The organism is Aestuariivivens sediminicola (assembly GCF_022662015.1).
GTDB lineage: Bacteria > Bacteroidota > Bacteroidia > Flavobacteriales > Flavobacteriaceae > Aestuariivivens > Aestuariivivens sediminicola.
Genome location: NZ_JAKMCM010000007.1, coordinates 70,786 through 88,929 on the forward strand (window position 1 = coordinate 70,786; position 18,144 = coordinate 88,929).

The following is an 18,144-nucleotide window of genomic DNA, read 5'->3' on the forward strand; positions in this document are numbered from 1 at the left end:
GTCATTTGAATTACGAGTATTTTATAGCCAGGCGTATCATTGCCGGTAAAGTGTATAAAAGTAGTATATCGGCACCAATAATAAAAATTGGTATCGCAGCTATTGCCATTGGTATCGTAGTGATGATGATTGCTATAGCTACGGGAATTGGACTGCAACAAAAAATAAGGGATAAAGTAGTGGCCTTTAACGGACATATTACCATAGCCAATTACGATAGCAACAATTCTCAGGAAAGTGTCGTTGCAATTTCCAGAGATCAGGAATTTTACCCCGAATTTAAGGCCGTAGAGGGTATTACCCATATTCAGGCCGTGGCCACTAAATTAGGCGTGATAAGAACAGAAGACGATTTTGAAGGGGCGATTTTAAAGGGTGTTGGTGCCGATTATGATTGGCGTTTTTTCAGGGACTTTTTGGTAGCAGGAAAATTACCCGATTATTCAGACAAACGAAATGAAGAGGTCCTGATTTCACAATATTTGGCAAATCGTTTAAAGTTTAAACCGGGAGACCGCTTTCAAATGGTATTTGCCAAAACCGATTTAAATAAACCGCCAAGTATCATAACCTATCATATTGTGGGATTATATAACTCCGGATTCCAGGATTTTGATGCCACTTATATCATTGGAGATATCCGGCATATACAGCGTCTCAATAGGTGGGAGGAGCATCAGGTTGGTAATTTTGAGGTGTTCATTGATGATTATAGGGAACTGGAACAAAAGGGAATAGAAATTTACAGGGAGACACCCTCGAACCTGAACACCCAGACTGTAGCGGATAAGTACTATTCAATTTTCGAATGGATTAAGATTTTTGATGCCAACATCTACGGTATTATAGGAATTATGATTCTTATTGCCGGGATCAATATGATTACGGCGCTTTTGGTTTTAATATTGGAGCGTACACAAATGATAGGTATTTTAAAGGCCTTGGGCAGCAGTAATTGGAGTATTAGAAAACTATTTCTGTACAACGCCTCCTATTTGATCGTATTGGGTCTGCTATGGGGAAATCTATTTGGTCTGGGATTGCTTTTTTTGCAAAAGTATTTTAAGCTGTTTCCTCTGGATCCCAATGTCTACTATGTTACCGAAGCCCCCGTATATATAAATTTGGGTTATATTTTGGCGCTCAACATGGGTACCATGATCATGTGTTTGGTCATGCTCTTAATTCCAACCTATGTCATTACAAAAATTTCACCGGTTAAGGTTATAAGATTTGAGTAAATCGGTATACCTGGAGGAGGATCGGTGGCGTTAAGGAATGGGAGGTGGATTACGCCATAGGCGTGAGACGGAGGGTTATGACTAATTAACATGGAATTATTTTTTAGAACTACTTGTGGATTCCTGCCTTCGCAGGAATGACAGATCGTTGTCAAATATAATCTAAGTAATACCAAATGACTTCGATTGGGGATTCGGGGCAGTTTATATTGCCGAATAATTGCATTACTGCATACTTCTTAAGCAATTGCAAATTCGAATTTCTTTTGTCATTCCTGCGAAGGCAGGAATCCATTATAGATAGATTTTTAATTCTAAGTAATGTTCTTATTCCCATTGCCGCAAAAAGAACCTAACCTGCCTACCTGGCGGATGGCAGGCAGGAGGAGTATAATGCAGATATGAATTTTCTTGTCATTCCTGCGAAGGCAGGAATCCATACAGAGGTATTTTTCTGATAGGTGGATAGTTTTTACAAACTCCGCTTTCTGAATTCACCTAACCGCAGCCGAACCCTCTTGAAACACCAGTGTTTATACGGCTTAAAAAACATGCGGAAGAAATAGGAATCTTATGCTTATGTTTTATCCGTTTTATGCTGATGATTTAGGCATTTTATGCGCATGGAATTTCGGGCATAGGGGCGGCCTTTTTTTGTAGTGCCCTTTTGACAATATTTTAATTGAGAATGCCATGAATAAAACTGGAAATGGTACCTGTTCCATTCTGATCCAGATGTTTTACAAAAGCACTCCCGATAATGGCTCCTTTGGTATACTGTGTGGCTTGTGAAAAAGTCTTGTTATTGCTAATACCAAACCCGACAATTTGCGGATTTTTTAGCTCCAGTGCAGCAATGCGTTTGAAGTAACGGTTCTGTGCCTCACCAAAGCCGGACTTTGCCCCGGTAGTACTTGCACTACTCACCATATAAATGAATCCTCTCGAAATGGAATCAATAAACGAAATGCGTTCATCACTGGTTTGTGGCGTAATTAAAAAAACATTGATCAATCCGAACTTTTCAAAAGTAGCCTGGTACTTTTCATGATACACATCAACCGGCAGATCCGGGATGATCAGTCCATCGATACCTATGTCCTGGCATGTTTTACAGAAAGCCTCTACACCATACTGCAAAATGGGATTAAAATACCCCATGATGAGCAGGGGAATGGAGACCGATGTCCTGATGTCTTTTAACTGATTGAACAAGACTTGCGTGGTCATGCCATTTTTTAAGGCTCGGGTTGAACTGTCCTGAATGGTGGGCCCATCGGCTAGTGGGTCACTAAACGGCAGACCGATTTCAATCATATCCACACCACTATTTTCCAAATCTTTAATTATGGAAACAGTATCATTAAGATGTGGGAACCCCGCTGTAAAGTATATGGATAAAAGCTTTTTGTTCTCCTTTAGTTTTTCGTTTATTCTATTCATGGTTATTAGGTCATTCCTTCATTATGATTGCGTTCGCGGTCTGTGGCCTGCAGCCGCCTATATGTTGAAATAGTCTATATAGTTTTGTAAATCCTTATCACCGCGACCAGATAGACTTACAACCACAATATCATCGGGTAAAAAATGTTTTTTCTCAAAAATGGCCAGGGCATGGGAGGTTTCTATGGCAGGGATAATACCCTCAAGTTTACTTAATTCCAGACCGGCGTTCATGGCCTCATCGTCCGTAACAGACATGAATTCTGCGCGACCGGTTTTACATAAATGGGCGTGCATAGGGCCAACACCCGGATAATCCAATCCTGCTGAAATCGAGTAGGGCTCTGTTATCTGCCCGTCATCGGTTTGCATAAGCATGGTTTTACAGCCATGAATAATACCTTCTTTTCCCAATACCGAAGTTGCAGCACTTTCACCGGAGTCTATGCCCAGGCCGGCAGCTTCAACTGCAATGATCTTAACATCCTCATTATCCAGGAAATGATAATAGGTGCCTGCGGCATTGCTTCCGCCTCCAATACATGCCACCACATAATCCGGGTTTTCCCTGTCCTCCTCTGCTTTCAACTGCCATTTTATTTCCTCGGAAATAATGGCCTGAAAACGCGTTACCATATCAGGGTAGGGATGCGGTCCTATGGCAGAACCTATGATATAATGCGTGTTAACCGGGTTGTTAATCCAATCGCGTATGGCTTCATTGGTTGCATCTTTTAGTGTTTTACTGCCCGAGGTTGCGGGGATAACCGTAGCACCTAACATCTTCATACGGGCCACATTGGGCGCTTGTCTCGCAATGTCTATTTCACCCATATACACGATGCATTCCATCCCCATCAGCGCACACACCGTTGCGGTGGCAACACCGTGCTGTCCGGCTCCTGTTTCTGCAATTATACGCGTTTTACCCAAACGTTTCGCCATGAGAATCTGACCAATAGTATTGTTTATCTTATGGGCTCCCGTATGATTTAGATCCTCCCGCTTCAGATAAATTTTGGTATGGTATTTTTCCGAAAGGCGTTTTGCAAAATAAAGTGGTGATGGGCGTCCCACATAATCTTTTAGCAACTTATTAAATGCGTTTTGGAACTCGGGTTCGGCCATCACTTTTAAATAGTTTTGCCGTAATTCTTCAACATTGGGATACAGCATTTCGGGAATATAGGCACCGCCAAATTCTCCGTAATACCCTTTTTCATCTACATTGTAATTCATAACGTTTTTATTCTTGTCTTTTCCTGGGACCAATCCGTGTGATACAAGATCAGGCGATTAATTAGAAGCGTCAGATCTGACTTCGCTTTATGTTAAAGGCCTTTAATAATGCCACACTCTTCAATCCAGGTTCAATTTCAAATTTACTATTCACATCAATGGCCTTGCAGTACCTTGATGCTTTACTCGCTTTAAATTTATTTAGTTTTTCCATTTCATCTAATCCGATACCACCACTCAGAAAAAAGGGCTTTGTCGAGGGGTAACTGTTTAATACATTCCAATTAAAAGTATAGCCGTTCCCTCCGGGTAAGGCGCCTTTGGTATCGAATAAAAAATAGTGGCATACCGGTTCATAAGGGTCCAGGACTTCAAAATTAAAACGATCTTTAATGGAAAAGACCTTAATGATTTCAATTTCTGTATGCATTCGACTTAAATTCATGCAATACTCCGGTGTCTCGTTACCGTGTAACTGAACGGCCTGCAAATTATAGGTAGCTATCTTATTTATGACATCCTCTAATTCCGCATCAACAAATACCCCCACTTTTTTAATGCTTTCTGGAAGTTCCGGAAGGTCTCCTGAAAAATAACGCGCCGATTTTTTATAAAATATAAAACCGAGGTAGTCGGGTTCCAACGCGGCAACCTGCTTCATGTTGTCCTCATATTTCATACCACATATCTTCAGTTTCATAGTTTAGCCATTTTCGACATGATATTAATTGTCTAATTTGTTTATAAAGGCCTTTGCATTGGTGCCGGGATCCTCAGTTTTCATAAAATTTTCTCCTATTAAAAAGCCTTGGTAGCCATGGGTCCTCAAGGTTTTAATGGCGTCTACATTGCTAATGCCACTCTCAGACACTTTTATGAATTCATCCGGAATCAATGCGCTTAAGGTTTTACTGGTCTCTAAACTCACATCAAAGGTCTTAAGGTTTCTATTGTTTACCCCTAGCATGTCTAAACTTGGCATTATGGATTTATGCAGTTCTTCTTCATTGTGAACTTCCAGAAGCACTTCCAGGTTCAGGCTTTTGGAAAATTCTGAAAGTGCTTTTATGTCGTCCCTGGTTAAAATGGCAGCGATCAGCAGAATAACGTCCGCTCCAAAAGCTTTGGCCTCAAGGATCTGGTATTCATCAATTATAAATTCCTTGCGCAATAAGGGTAATCGGCAACTTGCCCTTGATGTTAAAAGATCGTCTAAAGAACCGCCGAAATATTTACCGTCAGTTAAAATTGACATACCACAAACCCCGGCATTTTCGTAGCCAATGGCAACATCAAAAACATTTAAACTACTATTGATTACCGATTTTGAAGGCGATCGGCGTTTATGCTCCGCAATAATTCCAGAGCTGCTTTGGCGTAATTTGTCTCCTAAGGAAATTGTTTCTCTCTGAAACAATACCGATTGCTCCAATTGCTTTTTAGGAATCAACGTTTTTCTTAATTCCACCTCTTTAATTTTATCCCGTGTTATGCTGTCAAGTATGTTCAACCTTTCTAAGTTTAATGTTTACTCAATTCAATCAGTTTATCCAAACTTGTTTTGGCCTGACCTGATCGCAAGGCCTCTAAGGCCAACTCAAATCCCTCCCTGTGAGAGATTTGCCTGGTGGTGGCTATAGCCAATCCTGCGTTAGCACATACGACATGGTTTTGCGCTTCGGTGCCTTTCCCGTTAATAACATTCATGAAAATTGTCGCAGCATCTTCAATCGTACGCCCTCCAAAAATAGCTTCCTGTTGTATTTCTGCAATTTCCAGGTCACTCGGACTGAACATACTTTCAGAATGGTTTGAAATTATTTTGGCCTTTCCGGTCAGGGATATTTCATCATAGCCATCCAATGCGTGTACTATGCTATAATTTTTATCAGTTTGCTGATATAAATAGCCGTAAAGACGTTGTAATTCCAAATCGAAGACACCGACCATCTGGTTTTTCGGGAACGACGGATTTACCATAGGACCCAACATATTAAAAAATGTTTTAACGCCCAGTTCCCGGCGTATGGGAGCTACATTTTTCATGGCCGGATGGAACAGAGGGGCATGCAGAACGCAAATACCGGCCTGATCTATACAGCGCTGTAAAAATGATTCTTCGTTTGAAAACTTTATACCCAAAAATTCCATCACATTGGATGATCCGCAGGCCGATGACACACCATAATTTCCATGCTTCGCCACTTTAATACCTGCTCCTGCAGCCACAAAGGAGGCTAATGTTGAAATATTGAAGGTGTCTTTGCCATCTCCACCGGTACCGCATAAGTCAATGGCATTGAAATCCTTTAGATCGATGGCAATGCAGAGTTCTAAAAGCGCATCTCTAAAGCCTTGTAATTCTTCAAGGGTAATACTTCGCATCATATAGACCGTTAAAAAGGAGGCAATCTGACTTTGATTATAAGCACCATTTGAAATATTTACCAGTGCCCTCTTGGCCTCTTCTGCCGATATGCTTTCGTGATTTATAAGTCTGTTTAATAGTTGTTTCATGCCTATGCCTAACCCCGTACTGAGGATGGGTAATTAATTTTTATAGATTATTATTTTTTTTTCTTCATATGAATTCAGGAAGGCACAAAGCCACTACAAATTGCTTAAGGGTTCAACCAATTTTCTAGGATTTTTTTACCGTCGGGAGTCAATACGGATTCCGGATGGTATTGAACGCCTTTTACATCGTAATGTCTGTGCCTTAAGGACATTACTTGTCCATTTTCGTCATAGGAGGTCGCTTCGAGTTCGTCCGGTAAGTTTGGATTTACCACCCAGGAGTGATAGCGCCCCACATCAATGCTTTTGTTGAGACCGCGAAACAAAATTTCGTCATCAACACATATGGTCACCTTGGTTGCAACACCGTGATACACTTCGTCTAAATTTATAAGCGATCCTCCAAATACTTCACCGATAGCCTGCTGGCCGAGGCAAACGCCTAAAATACCCTTGGTAGGTGCATAGGCCTTAATGATGTCTTTTAATAAGCCCGCTTCATCCGGAATACCGGGTCCGGGAGATAACACAATTTTATCGAAAGGCGCCACATCATCAAGCGTGAGCTTGTCGTTTCTGAATACGGTGACATCACAGTTTAAATCTTCTAAATAATGTACAAGATTGTATGTGAAACTGTCGTAATTATCTATAACTAATACCTTTGTCATCTTTAAATATCCTCTGCTTGTTTAATGGCCTTGGTCAGTGCCCCTAATTTGTTATACACTTCTTGTAATTCATTATCCGGGTTTGATTTGGAGACCAAACCCGCTCCTGCCTGCCAATGTAATTTATGATTCTTACTCAAAAAGGTGCGAATCATGATGGCATGGTTAAAATTACCGTTAAAATCCATAAACCCTATGGCACCGCCATAAAAGGAGCGACTGGTTTTTTCGTATTGTTCGATGAGTTGCATGGCGCGGTGCTTAGGCGCACCGCTTAACGTTCCGGCAGGGAAGGTGTCTGCAACAATCTGCATGGTTGGGGTATGCTCATGTTTTTGTCCGGTAACCTTACTTACCAGATGAATGACGTGGGAGAAAAACTGAACTTCCCTGTAGGTGTCGACCGTGACATTGCTGCCATGTCTGCTCAAATCATTCCTGGCCAGATCGACCAACATGACATGTTCGGCATTTTCTTTATCGTCTACGGTTAACTGTTTGGCCAGTTCCGCATCTTTGGAGTCATTGCCCGTTCTTCTGAAGGTCCCTGCTATAGGGTGGATTTCCGCCTTTCCGTCACTGACAATAAGTTGGGCCTCGGGCGAACTGCCAAATATTTTAAAATTACCATAATCGAAGTAGAATAGATAGGGAGAGGGATTTATACTTCTCAATGTTCTGTAGACATTGAATTCATCACCCTTAAATTTCTGGCTAAAACTTTTCGACAGAACCAATTGAAACACATCGCCACGGGCACAATGTTTTTTGGCTAACTCAACGTGATGTTTGAATTCATCATCTGTAAGGTTTGAATCGATATCACCTTCAGACATGAAGGTATAAGTGGCAAAATTCTTGACTTTTATGAGATGATCAATTTCATCTATATTGTTGTCCGTTTCATAACAATGTGCGAAAATATAGGCCTCGTTTTTAAAATGGTTAATGGCTATGATATTTTTATAAACCGCGTAATACACATCCGGTATCTGAATTGAATCCGGTTTATTGGAAATAGCTATATCTTCAAAATAGCGTACCGCGTCGTAGGCCAGGTATCCAAAAATACCGTTGTTAATGAACTTGAACTGTTCTTCAGAACCGGTTTTAAAACGTTTTGTGAACTGATGAATTTCTTCGGTGACATTGGTCTCCGGGTTAATCGGGACACTGCTGTGGTTGCCATCAGGAAAGGTCTGGGATATAATGTCATTCTCAACTTTTATCGAGGCAATGGGATTGAAACATATATAGGAAAAACTATTATCACTGGCATGATAATCGCTGCTTTCCAACAAAATGCTGTTGGGAAATTTATCGCGAATTTTAAGATAGATACTTACAGGGGTAATGGTATCTGCCAGTATTTTTTTGTAATGTGTGTATAAACTATAGGTTTTCATTATGCACCATTTATTTAAGGTATATCAGTTGCAATTAGATGTTTTCAAGAACGAATTTGGAAAAATAAAAAGGCTTGTCGTGAATGACAAGCCTTTGTTATATTTTACATTTTTAAATATACGAGGGTTACTTCACGAACGTTAGTTTCGAAAGCACCACCACCAGATAGTATTTAAAATTGTCATCAATTCTTGAATAATTATGGTTCAAATATAGAAATGAAATCATAATTACACAATAATTAGTTGTGTTTTTTTAGTGCACGAAAAAACAACTATTGTCCTATGACGGTTTAAGGATTTATTCCATTTACTGCCATATCCGCACCCCAGTGATCCTATTTTTCTTAACAATACTGTTTATTTCCGGGATTCGGTATAATTTCAGGCCGACATAGAGTGTTGCTGTTAGCAGTACGATTGGAAACCGATGTCATTAAAAATCGACTTTTTTAAACTTTTGTTAAAATAAATGAAAGTTATAGAGGTTTATTTAATTTTATAAACATACTGTAAAATTGCAATGCAAAAGATATGAGGAGTTCTGTTTTTTTAGCCTTTTTGTTAGTTCTCAGTGCTTGTAATACTGGAAAGCATAAAGAAACGGCCTCTGATGCTACAATTGCCGTACAACAGGAGGCATCAAGCGAAGTGAACGACGTCGATTTGGAAATTTACGATTATGATGGGTTTGAAGCCTTCCTGAATAAGAAGGATAACAAGGTGCATGTTGTTAATTTCTGGGCCACCTGGTGTGCTCCATGTGTAAAGGAGTTACCCTACTTTGAGCAGTTAAATGCATCCTATGCGGATGAAAATGTTGAAGTCCTTCTGGTAAGTCTGGATTTCCCGCATTTGTATGAATCCAAATTGAAACCCTTTATCCTTAAAAACAAGCTCGCAAGTAAGGTTATCGTTTTGGATGATCCCGACATGAACCGATGGATACCCAAGGTAGATAGTTTATGGTCGGGTTCTATACCGGCCACCGTGATCTATAATAAGCATGAAAGGAAGTTTTTCGAACAGTCCTTTACCTATAGTGAATTAGAAAACGAATTAAAATCATTTTTAAATTAGAATTATGAAACACATGAAGAACATTTCAATAGTACTGATCATGATGCTCCTGTTGAGTGCTTTTACGGTGCCTACGAAAGGCGCTAACGATGGCTATAAAATAGGGGATGTTGTCAGCGATTTTAAATTAAAGAACATAGATGGTAATATGGTATCCCTTGCAGATTATAAGGAAGCCAAGGGTTTTATTATCACCTTTACCTGTAATACCTGTCCTTATGCTGTAATGTATGAAGATCGCCTCATTGCTTTAGACAAGACCTATGCTCCCAAAGGCTATCCCGTAATTGCTATTATGCCAAATAACACCAGTCTAAGTCCGGGGGATAGTTTTGAGGCTATGAACGAAAGGGCGAAAACGAAGGGCTTTACGTTTCCCTATTTAATTGATAAGGAGCAAACTGTGTATTCGAAATTTGGAGCCAAAAGAACACCTCATATGTTCGTGCTTCAAAAAACGGACAAAGGGAATGTGGTGAAATATATAGGGGCCATTGATGACAATTATAAAGATGCCTCGGCAGTTAACACAAAGTATGTGGAGAATGCAGTAAACGCTTTACTGAATGGTAAAGAAGTGGAGCAAAAGGAAACCAAGGCTATAGGATGCACCATTAAGGCCTAATTTAAATAAAGCATGACGAAAAAAATCCGAGTATCATAAACTCGGATTTTTTTTGTTTATTTTTAATTAATAAATAGTAGTTTTGTATTTCAATCCAACTAAAAATCTATGGAAGATTTAACTCATGAAGAATGGTCTGAACAATTGGCTAAGGATAAAAAGGCCGTTATTATAGATGTTCGTACTGATGAAGAAGTAGCCGACGGGATTATACCGAATGCTATTCACATTGACATTTACAGGGGGCAAGACTTTATAGACGCGCTTGAGGAATTAGATAAGAGTAAAAATTATTACGTGTATTGCAGATCGGGGAATAGAAGTGGTCAGGCTTGTCGCATTATGGAAGAACTGGGATTTAAGCATGCTTATAACCTTGAAGGTGGTATTTTGGAGTGGCAAGGGGATATCGTAGACATCGATTAAAAACACCTAATACATGAGATACTTCGCTTTTTTATTTGCCTTATTTGTTTTTGTTGCCTGCAACAACACCTCTGAATCCCAAACCAAAATTGTGACTGCGGAAGAAGTACAGTCTTTAATGCATAAGGATGGGGTGCAGTTGATAGATGTGAGAACACCGGAAGAATATAAGGACGGTTTTATAACGAATGCCATAAATATCGATTATTTTTCGCCCTCTTTTTCAGAAGATATTAAAGTTTTGGATAAGGAAAAACCAGTCATTGTTTACTGCAGGAGTGGCAATAGAAGTGCTAAAAGCTCTAAAATACTCGAGGAAGCCGGATTTAAAGAAATTTATGATCTGGAAGGTGGATTTACGAATTGGAAAGACCTGGGTCTGGCTTTCGAAACAGAATAGTTCAAAGCCCTCCGATGGAGGGCTTTTTTTATACAATCTATTTTACTATATTTAAATTCTCCAAATTTTGATCTTTTATCTTAAATGATGAATTTATAGGCGTCATTTATTAGAGTGTCATTCTCCCAATTAGCAGTTAATACATCGGTATGGTACAATAGTGTACTCTATCTAACTAATCAAAACCTTTTTATTATGATTAAAAAATCAATTTCTCAATTGTTGGTGGTCCTTCTTATTATTGGTGCCAGTTTCACTTCGATCGCCCAGGACGATTCGAACAATTATGTCATGTTTGAAAGCATGATGATGACACCGGATTACACAAAGCTTAAAGTACTCGGGGATAATATGCGTGCTCATAACGCAAAATACCACAAGGATGGTCCCTACAAGGCTGCAGTTTATAACATATCTACAGGACCCAATTCTGGCAGTATGGTATGGATGATGGGCCCTACAACCTATACGCATTTGGATGGGCGTCCTTCCGATGGTGGACACGATGAGGATTGGAGAGATAATGTGATGCCTTACATCAAGAAAATCCATACCTCTGAATATTGGAGGATGGACGGTAAACTCTCAAATACGGCGATGTTGGATGGCGATAATTCCAAGTATCCCTTAATTATGGTGAGATATGGCGAAATAGAGGATAACCAGGGATATAACCTTAATGCGTTTTATGAAATGGTGAGTCAAACGATTAAAGCTATGGAAGGTGAAAACCCTTGGGGTTTGTACTATAACGAATTCAGACAAGGGAATTTAGGGAGGCATGTGGCCTCAGTAAGTTTTTTAAAGAACTGGGCTGAAATGGATGATGATTCCATTAATTTTAGAGAAACATTCGAAGAGACTATTGGTAAGGGTAAATGGCAGGGCTTTATTGATATGGCCGACAACCTGTTCTCAAATACCTGGGATGAAATGTGGTCGTACAATGCTTATATGAGTGGGCAATAAGCCTTAAAAATGTTAATCCTGTAAATTAACTTTTTATCGATACTTTGGTGTGAGGTATTTGTTTTTGTCTTGTTTTTGAGTTGTTTAGCTTAAATATTTTCGCAGTCATTCAGTTATGCGTACCTTTATAAAAACTTAAAAATCTACAGTCATGAATATGATGAATGGTTGGGTAATTTTATCCATTGTAGCCTTACTTTTTCTGAGCATGTATATTTATGCGAATATTTTCGTTTTTTTACAAAGGATCAGGGAAAAGAAGAAAAAAAAGGAAGAACTTCATAAACTGGAACTGATTAAACAGGAAAAAGAGAAAAAAGCTCAAATTAGAGAGGAAAAGTTTCAGAAGATCAGGGATAGGAGTGAAGAAATTAAACGGGAATTGAAACGTTTGGAGCTCCTTAAGGCTGAGAAAATGAAGGCACAGAAGGCCTAATAGTATTATACACGTCAAAAATTGGAAAAGCACCTAAGATCTCTATCTTAGGTGCTTTTTTTTATTTGAGAAACAGACCAGACCTAATCCTTTATCTCGGGTCTGTTGGCTCTTTTATTAATCCATAATTATCGGGGCTCCGGCTTCCAGCAATTGTTTTTCCAGATTTGGAATAGCGCTGGTGAACTGCTCTATTTTTGGTTTTATCCTGGAGTACAATGTTTTGGCTATGTTAAAACTTTCCAGCTGCATTTTGGTTGGACCATAGGTTCCACGCACTAAGGAAGATTGTGCTACTGAGAGTCTCCCCGCAATAGAGAGAACATCCTTTTCACCGATTTCTTTTTTTGAAGCACTACCCTCTAAAATGGTTTTTATGTCTAACATGGATTGATTCAAATCAAACATCTGTTGTTCCAGGCTGCCCGGTGCCTTTTCTATGTATTGCATTGCTCTCTCCAATGTTTTTAACCGGGTTGAAGCTTTTTGAAACCGATTTTTTGTGTGTTCCAGAGCTACGAGGAATGTTTCCAATTCGTCTATGAAATTATTGATTTCCATGTCCGAGATCGGGTTTTTCAGAGTATTTTCCCTTATGCGTTCCACTTCAAACGTTTGTGCAGCGCCCAATGCTGTTGTATGACCTCCGATAACAGAATACAAAGCCACCTTATAGGTTCCCGGGCTAACATGAACCTGCTTAAAATCCGAAGTTTTGGAGTTGTCATAGAAATACGGTGCCAAAGGTTTTTTCAGGTTCCAGGCCACGCGGTTTATACCTTGTTTATAAGGCCTTTCGATTCTGGTAACAACACGGTCTTCCAAGTCACTTATGACCAGGGTTACTGAAGGTTTTTCCTGAGTTTTTTCAGCATCAAGAGCTTCCCAGCCCGGAAAAGGGATATCCTTATTCTCTTTTTTAAGCGCTTTTTCCTTTTTTTGCCGTACTGCTTTCTTTGAATTGAATTTTTCAGGTATATAAAAGGTAAAAACAGCCCCATAATCAGGGTTTTTTGCAGTAAAATAGTTGGCACCCTGGCTTGATGTGCCTCCCCTTATGGGTTCATATTGCAGCGCTTTTCTCGGTTTAAACAATTGAGCCTTATCCAGCTGGTTTGGTTTAATGGATCTCAGGGGAGTATAATCGTCCAGAATATAAAAGCCTCTGCCAAAAGTAGCAGCTACCAGGTCATTCTCCCTTTTTTGAATAGCTAAATCCCGTATGGGTATTGTGGGAATGCCACTTGAAAATTTATGCCATGAATTTCCTTGATCCAGAGAAACATAAATGCCGTACTCTGTTCCGAGGAACAAGAGGTTAGGATTGACGTGGTCCTGGACCATTCTCCAAACTAAACTTTGATCGGGAATACCCCTGGTCATTGAGCGCCATGATTTCCCACCGTCAACACTTTTTAAAAAATAGGGTTTATAATCTCCAAACTTATGATTGTCCAAAGCGACATACACCTTGTTAACATCATGTAAATCCGTTTTAATATCGTTGACAAAAGCAGTGGCGGGTACACCGGGGAGACTGCCAACTAAAATCCTGTTCCAGGACTGGCCACCATTCGTTGTAAATTGAATGATACCATCGTCAGTCCCTGCAAAAATGAGGTTTTCATCAATTGGCGATTCAGATAATGAGGTTATGGTATTGTAAGTGGACATGGCATACACATCCCAGGCCTCATCCCAACTTTGCACCTTGCCCATTATAGGAAGACTCAAGCGTTCTTCATTTTTGGTAAGATCTTCAGAAACAGGTGTCCAACTGTCCCCTCTGTCGTCAGACCGCCATACACGTTGCGAACCAAAATATAGGCGTTTGGGATTGTGATGGCTCACTAGAATCGGGGAATCCCAATTAAAGCGCTCATAGGGTTCATCTACACCGGCCTGGGGTTTTATATAAACATACTCACCGGTTTTGCGTTCAATTCTTCTGATATTACCCTGTTGGGATTGGGCATATAAAATGTCCGGATTACCGGGCTCGGTAGCAGGTTGATGACCGTCACCACCGAGGACCACATACCAGTCTGAATTGGATATGCCACTTGACTTGAATGTTCGCGAAGGTCCACCCTGGGAATTGTTGTCCTGGGTGCCACCGTAAATCGTATAGAAGGGTTCCGCATCGTCTACTGCAAGTTTATAGAATTGCGTAATGGGCAAATTGTTGACAAACTTCCAGGTTTGGGAATCGTCAAACGATTCATAAATGCCACCGTCGGTTCCAATTAAAAGGTAATTGGGATCATTGGGTTTAAAGGTCAGGGAATGGTTGTCCGAATGTTTGTCGACCTCTTTCATTGTGTAGAAGGTCTTACCCCCATCTTCAGAAACCAGTACCCTCACATTCATTAAGTAAATCTTGTCAAAAACATGCGGCGATGCTACTAATTCCTGATAGTAATGCGGACCAGTACCACCCGAAACGGTATCGGACATTTTAGTCCAACTGGCGCCCTGGTCATCCGATCTGTAAATAGCACCCTTTTTTCTTTCCAATTCTATGGCAGCGTAAAGAATATCAGGATCTATTGGTGAAATGGCCAGTCCTATTTTTCCCATGTTGACCTTTGGTAAGCCCTGTGTTAACTTACTCCAGGTTTCGCCTCCATCTGTACTTTTATAGAGTGCAGTACCCTCACCACTACCGATGTAGGCTGCCACATTTCTGTGACGTTGCCAAGTGGCAGCATATAAAATCTTTTCATTCCTCGGATCGATGACAATATCGGTAACACCGGTCCATGGATTGCTTTTTAAGGTCAGTTTCCACGTTTTACCACCATCAACAGACTTAAAAAGTCCCCGCTCGCCGCCGGAACTCCATAGAGGCCCCTGTGATGCCACCCAAATCTCCTGGGAATTCTTCGGGTTTACGATGATTTTAGAAATGTGTTCCGATTTTGTTAAACCGCTTTGCTTCCAGTTTTTACCACCATCATGGCTCACATAAATACCATGACCAATACCCACATGACGACCACCGACATTTTCACCCGTTCCTAACCATATGGTATTGGAATTGTTCGGATCTATGGTTAAACACCCTGTTGAGTAAAAGGGCTGGTTTTCGGTAAGGCAGGACCATGTTGTGCCAGCATTAACGGTTTTCCAGACACCACCTGAACCTACGGCGACATACCAGATATTTTGGTTATTGGGATCAATGGCAATATCAGCTATTCTACCCGACATAAACGCCGGGCCAATGCTTCTGAATTTCAATCCACTCAACACCTTTTCGATTTCAGTGGTGTCATTGTCTTTTTCCTGGGCCGAGAGACCTGAACTAAAGAAGAGTGAAACGCAAATTAAAATTGCGTATAACGAAGTAATCTTTGACCTTATCATTATCAGAACGTTTTTTATGGCAATTTAACCATTAACCCCTTATTTGGCCATTGCTTTTAAAGTAATTTTAACATCTGTAAAGGTTAAATTCCAATTGCCTTCGGCATTTTTATGTTCCAGGGCTATTTTTATGCCGTTAAAATCCTTATAGTTCTCGAATGTATTCATTAAAGAGGGTTCATCCTGATTCCCTTTTCTGAATATCCATTCCTCAATGATGTAGTCGTCATTAAAGAAAATATCATAGCCATCTCCTGGGGTGTAACCTCCTTCATTGGAATAGCTCAGGGTGATTTTACCCAGAAGTTTTTGACTAATCGGGGCTTTTGCTTTTACGGGATCCGAAATACTCAGACCTTTATCCCAGACCAGCTGAAACGGAATAAGTAACCAAAATTTGTCATTGATAAAGGCCCGGTCTATAGGAATAACCGTAGAATCCAGTTGCCTACGGTTGTAAGTAATGGTCAATGTGTCTTTTGTGTAGGTAATGGCATCTGTGCCAGGATCCCATAGCCAACTTCGTCTGTCGTTAAATGTAAACGCAATTTCCGAAACATTTTTCCACTGTTCGAAACCATGCGCATTCGCAATTTTTTCAGCCACAGAAAGTTCGATCGCTTTATCTTTTGGTTTTAGTTCTTTACAGGATATGAAAAGCAAAAACAGTGCTAGGGAGTAAAGGAAGTTTTGCATACTTTTAGATTTTTGTAAAGATAGCGCTTCAATATGAATACAAATGACAAATATTTCAATATTAACAGGGTAACCTGGAATAAAAAGGCTAAGGAACATGCAAAAGGGACATTTTACAATTTGGAAGCCTTTAAGAACGGTCGAAGTTCTTTAAATGCTTACGAACTTGAAGCATTAGGAGATGTAAAAGGTAAGTCCCTGCTGCATTTGCAGTGTCATTTTGGTCAGGATACCCTCAGCTGGAGCAGAATGGGTGCCCGTTGTACAGGTGTCGACATAAGTGATGTTGGAATAGAAATGGCCAGACAATTAAATGATGATCTGGAATTGGATGCTCAATTTGTATGTTGTAATGTCTTGGATACCAAGGCATCCATCAGGGAGGTCTTTGATATTGTATATACCAGTTATGGGGTTATCGGATGGTTGCCCGACCTGAAACCATGGGGGGTCATAATTGCCGATAAACTCAAGAAGGGGGGAACGTTTTTTATGGCGGAATTTCATCCCATTATTTGGATGTTCGATTATCTTAATGATGAACCGAAAATAGCTTATGGTTATATGCAGGATGAGGTCATTTATGAGGAATATAAAGGCACCTACGGCAATGAAAAATCCCAAATGTTAAGTAAGGAGTATGCCTGGAATCACGGCCTGGGGGAGGTCATAACGGCCTTAACCGAAGCGGGCCTGCACATAGAGTATGTAAACGAGTTCTATGAAAGCCCTTATGACATACTGCCAAATATGGTGCGGACAAAAACGAAGATGTATGCTTTGGAAGATCGGCTTTATCCTTTGATTTTTACAGTGAAAGCAACAAAATTATAGCCCTTCAAATCTAGGAGCTGGCAGTCAAGAACTCAAATTTCTGCAATTCGCTTAGGACAGGAAGAAAAACGATGCCTATGGTGTTTATTTCAGGACCTCAGGCATTTTATTTTTAAATCGCTTCAGTCTGGGAATGGATACATTTCTTATATAGCTGTTATTCGGGTGAAGACGTTCGTAATTCTGATGGTAATCTTCAGCCCGCCAAAACTTTTGAAACGGAAGGACCTCAGCCGCAATTTCAGCATTGAGTTTTTTGGCTAAAGCCGCCTTCTTTTGTAAAATAACCGCTTTCTGTTGTTCATTTTGGTAAAAAATAATGGAGCGGTATTGTGATCCAAAATCAGGATATTGTCCGTTGAACTGGGTGGGATCCTGAGAGGCAAAATACACATCGACTAGGGTTGCAAAACTAACTACCTGAGGATCATAAATGACCTCAACGGATTCAGCATGCCCCGTTTTACCCGTATTGCTGGACTCATATGTGGGGTTTTTGGTGTGACCGCCGGAATACCCGCTTATGGCCTCGTCCACACCCCTGACACTTTCGTAAATGGCCTCGACACACCAAAAACAACCACTGGCAAAATAGGCGCGTGCCATCCCGTTTTTCAAGGGGACTTCAACGGGTGTTATTTCCGCATGGTCAGTGGCTTCCTTAGGTGTGTTATCCTGCGCATTATTCTTGCAGTTAAACATTAATAATAGGACAAGAAGTAGTATTGGACGCATCATAAACTTTTTTTCCTTAGACGTAAAATAGACTTAAAACTTAACTCAAAAATTAAA

General features: G+C 40.2%; 18 protein-coding genes. 8 read left to right on the forward strand and 10 right to left on the reverse strand.

The genetic code is table 11. The annotated features are described in order from the left end of the window. Positions 1 to 5 precede the first annotated feature (5 nt). On the forward strand, positions 6 to 1,241 hold the full coding sequence (locus tag MR041_RS14065; protein WP_242094893.1) for an ABC transporter permease: 1,236 nt from the start codon (positions 6 to 8) through the stop codon (positions 1,239 to 1,241). Positions 1,242 to 1,919: 678 nt separating this feature from the next. Here the strand turns inward: MR041_RS14065 and trpA are convergent. The 7 genes from trpA to MR041_RS14100 form a co-directional block, all read right to left on the reverse strand. After that, a complete protein-coding gene (gene trpA / locus MR041_RS14070; protein WP_242094894.1) occupies positions 1,920 to 2,684 on the reverse strand; it encodes a tryptophan synthase subunit alpha in 765 nt (254 codons plus the stop codon). 57 nt (positions 2,685 to 2,741) lie between these two features. Further along, on the reverse strand, positions 2,742 to 3,923 hold the full coding sequence (gene trpB / locus MR041_RS14075; protein ID WP_242094895.1) for a tryptophan synthase subunit beta: 1,182 nt from the start codon (positions 3,921 to 3,923) through the stop codon (positions 2,742 to 2,744). A 70-nt stretch (positions 3,924 to 3,993) separates the two neighbouring features. Then, positions 3,994 to 4,623, reverse strand: a complete 630-nt coding sequence (locus MR041_RS14080) for a phosphoribosylanthranilate isomerase (protein ID WP_242094896.1) — start codon at positions 4,621 to 4,623, stop codon at positions 3,994 to 3,996. A gap of 24 nt (positions 4,624 to 4,647) precedes the next feature. Then, positions 4,648 to 5,433, reverse strand: coding sequence for an indole-3-glycerol phosphate synthase TrpC (trpC, locus tag MR041_RS14085; protein WP_242094897.1), 786 nt, complete (start codon positions 5,431 to 5,433; stop codon positions 4,648 to 4,650). 11 nt (positions 5,434 to 5,444) lie between these two features. Further along, positions 5,445 to 6,440 carry an anthranilate phosphoribosyltransferase gene (gene trpD / locus MR041_RS14090; RefSeq protein WP_242094898.1) on the reverse strand — a complete coding sequence of 332 codons (996 nt, stop codon included), beginning with the start codon at positions 6,438 to 6,440 and terminating at the stop codon, positions 5,445 to 5,447. Between the two features lie 104 nt (positions 6,441 to 6,544). Beyond that, positions 6,545 to 7,111 (reverse strand): anthranilate synthase component II, encoded by a 567-nt coding sequence (locus MR041_RS14095; RefSeq protein ID WP_242094899.1) that lies wholly within the window; start codon positions 7,109 to 7,111, stop codon positions 6,545 to 6,547. A gap of 2 nt (positions 7,112 to 7,113) precedes the next feature. After that, positions 7,114 to 8,517 carry an anthranilate synthase component I family protein gene (locus MR041_RS14100; protein WP_242094900.1) on the reverse strand — a complete coding sequence of 468 codons (1,404 nt, stop codon included), beginning with the start codon at positions 8,515 to 8,517 and terminating at the stop codon, positions 7,114 to 7,116. 534 nt (positions 8,518 to 9,051) lie between these two features. Between MR041_RS14100 and MR041_RS14105 the strand changes: the two genes are divergently transcribed. From MR041_RS14105 to MR041_RS14130, 6 genes are all read left to right on the forward strand, one after another. Further along, positions 9,052 to 9,597 carry a TlpA family protein disulfide reductase gene (locus MR041_RS14105; protein WP_242094901.1) on the forward strand — a complete coding sequence of 182 codons (546 nt, stop codon included), beginning with the start codon at positions 9,052 to 9,054 and terminating at the stop codon, positions 9,595 to 9,597. A gap of 4 nt (positions 9,598 to 9,601) precedes the next feature. After that, positions 9,602 to 10,222: a thioredoxin family protein gene (locus MR041_RS14110; RefSeq protein ID WP_242094902.1), complete on the forward strand. Its 621-nt coding sequence runs from the start codon at positions 9,602 to 9,604 to the stop codon at positions 10,220 to 10,222. A gap of 108 nt (positions 10,223 to 10,330) precedes the next feature. Then, positions 10,331 to 10,648 carry a rhodanese-like domain-containing protein gene (locus tag MR041_RS14115; protein ID WP_242094903.1) on the forward strand — a complete coding sequence of 106 codons (318 nt, stop codon included), beginning with the start codon at positions 10,331 to 10,333 and terminating at the stop codon, positions 10,646 to 10,648. Positions 10,649 to 10,661: 13 nt separating this feature from the next. After that, a complete protein-coding gene (locus MR041_RS14120) occupies positions 10,662 to 11,048 on the forward strand; it encodes a rhodanese-like domain-containing protein (RefSeq protein WP_242094904.1) in 387 nt (128 codons plus the stop codon). 195 nt (positions 11,049 to 11,243) lie between these two features. Beyond that, positions 11,244 to 12,017 (forward strand): hypothetical protein, encoded by a 774-nt coding sequence (locus MR041_RS14125; RefSeq protein ID WP_242094905.1) that lies wholly within the window; start codon positions 11,244 to 11,246, stop codon positions 12,015 to 12,017. A gap of 151 nt (positions 12,018 to 12,168) precedes the next feature. Beyond that, positions 12,169 to 12,453, forward strand: a complete 285-nt coding sequence (locus tag MR041_RS14130) for a hypothetical protein (protein ID WP_242094906.1) — start codon at positions 12,169 to 12,171, stop codon at positions 12,451 to 12,453. A 117-nt stretch (positions 12,454 to 12,570) separates the two neighbouring features. Here the strand turns inward: MR041_RS14130 and MR041_RS14135 are convergent, their stop codons facing one another. Beyond that, positions 12,571 to 15,822: a WD40/YVTN/BNR-like repeat-containing protein gene (locus MR041_RS14135; RefSeq protein WP_242094907.1), complete on the reverse strand. Its 3,252-nt coding sequence runs from the start codon at positions 15,820 to 15,822 to the stop codon at positions 12,571 to 12,573. Positions 15,823 to 15,861: 39 nt separating this feature from the next. Beyond that, entirely contained in the window at positions 15,862 to 16,518 is a 657-nt protein-coding gene (locus tag MR041_RS14140) for a hypothetical protein (protein ID WP_242094908.1), read from the reverse strand. 33 nt (positions 16,519 to 16,551) lie between these two features. On the opposite strand from MR041_RS14140, the gene MR041_RS14145 reads away from it, so the two are divergent. Continuing rightward, a complete protein-coding gene (locus MR041_RS14145) occupies positions 16,552 to 17,352 on the forward strand; it encodes a class I SAM-dependent methyltransferase (protein WP_242094909.1) in 801 nt (266 codons plus the stop codon). 84 nt (positions 17,353 to 17,436) lie between these two features. Here the strand turns inward: MR041_RS14145 and msrA are convergent, their stop codons facing one another. After that, complete coding sequence (gene msrA, locus MR041_RS14150; RefSeq protein WP_242094910.1) at positions 17,437 to 18,090, reverse strand: peptide-methionine (S)-S-oxide reductase MsrA; 654 nt, start codon at positions 18,088 to 18,090, stop codon at positions 17,437 to 17,439. Between the last annotated feature and the right edge of the window lie 54 nt (positions 18,091 to 18,144).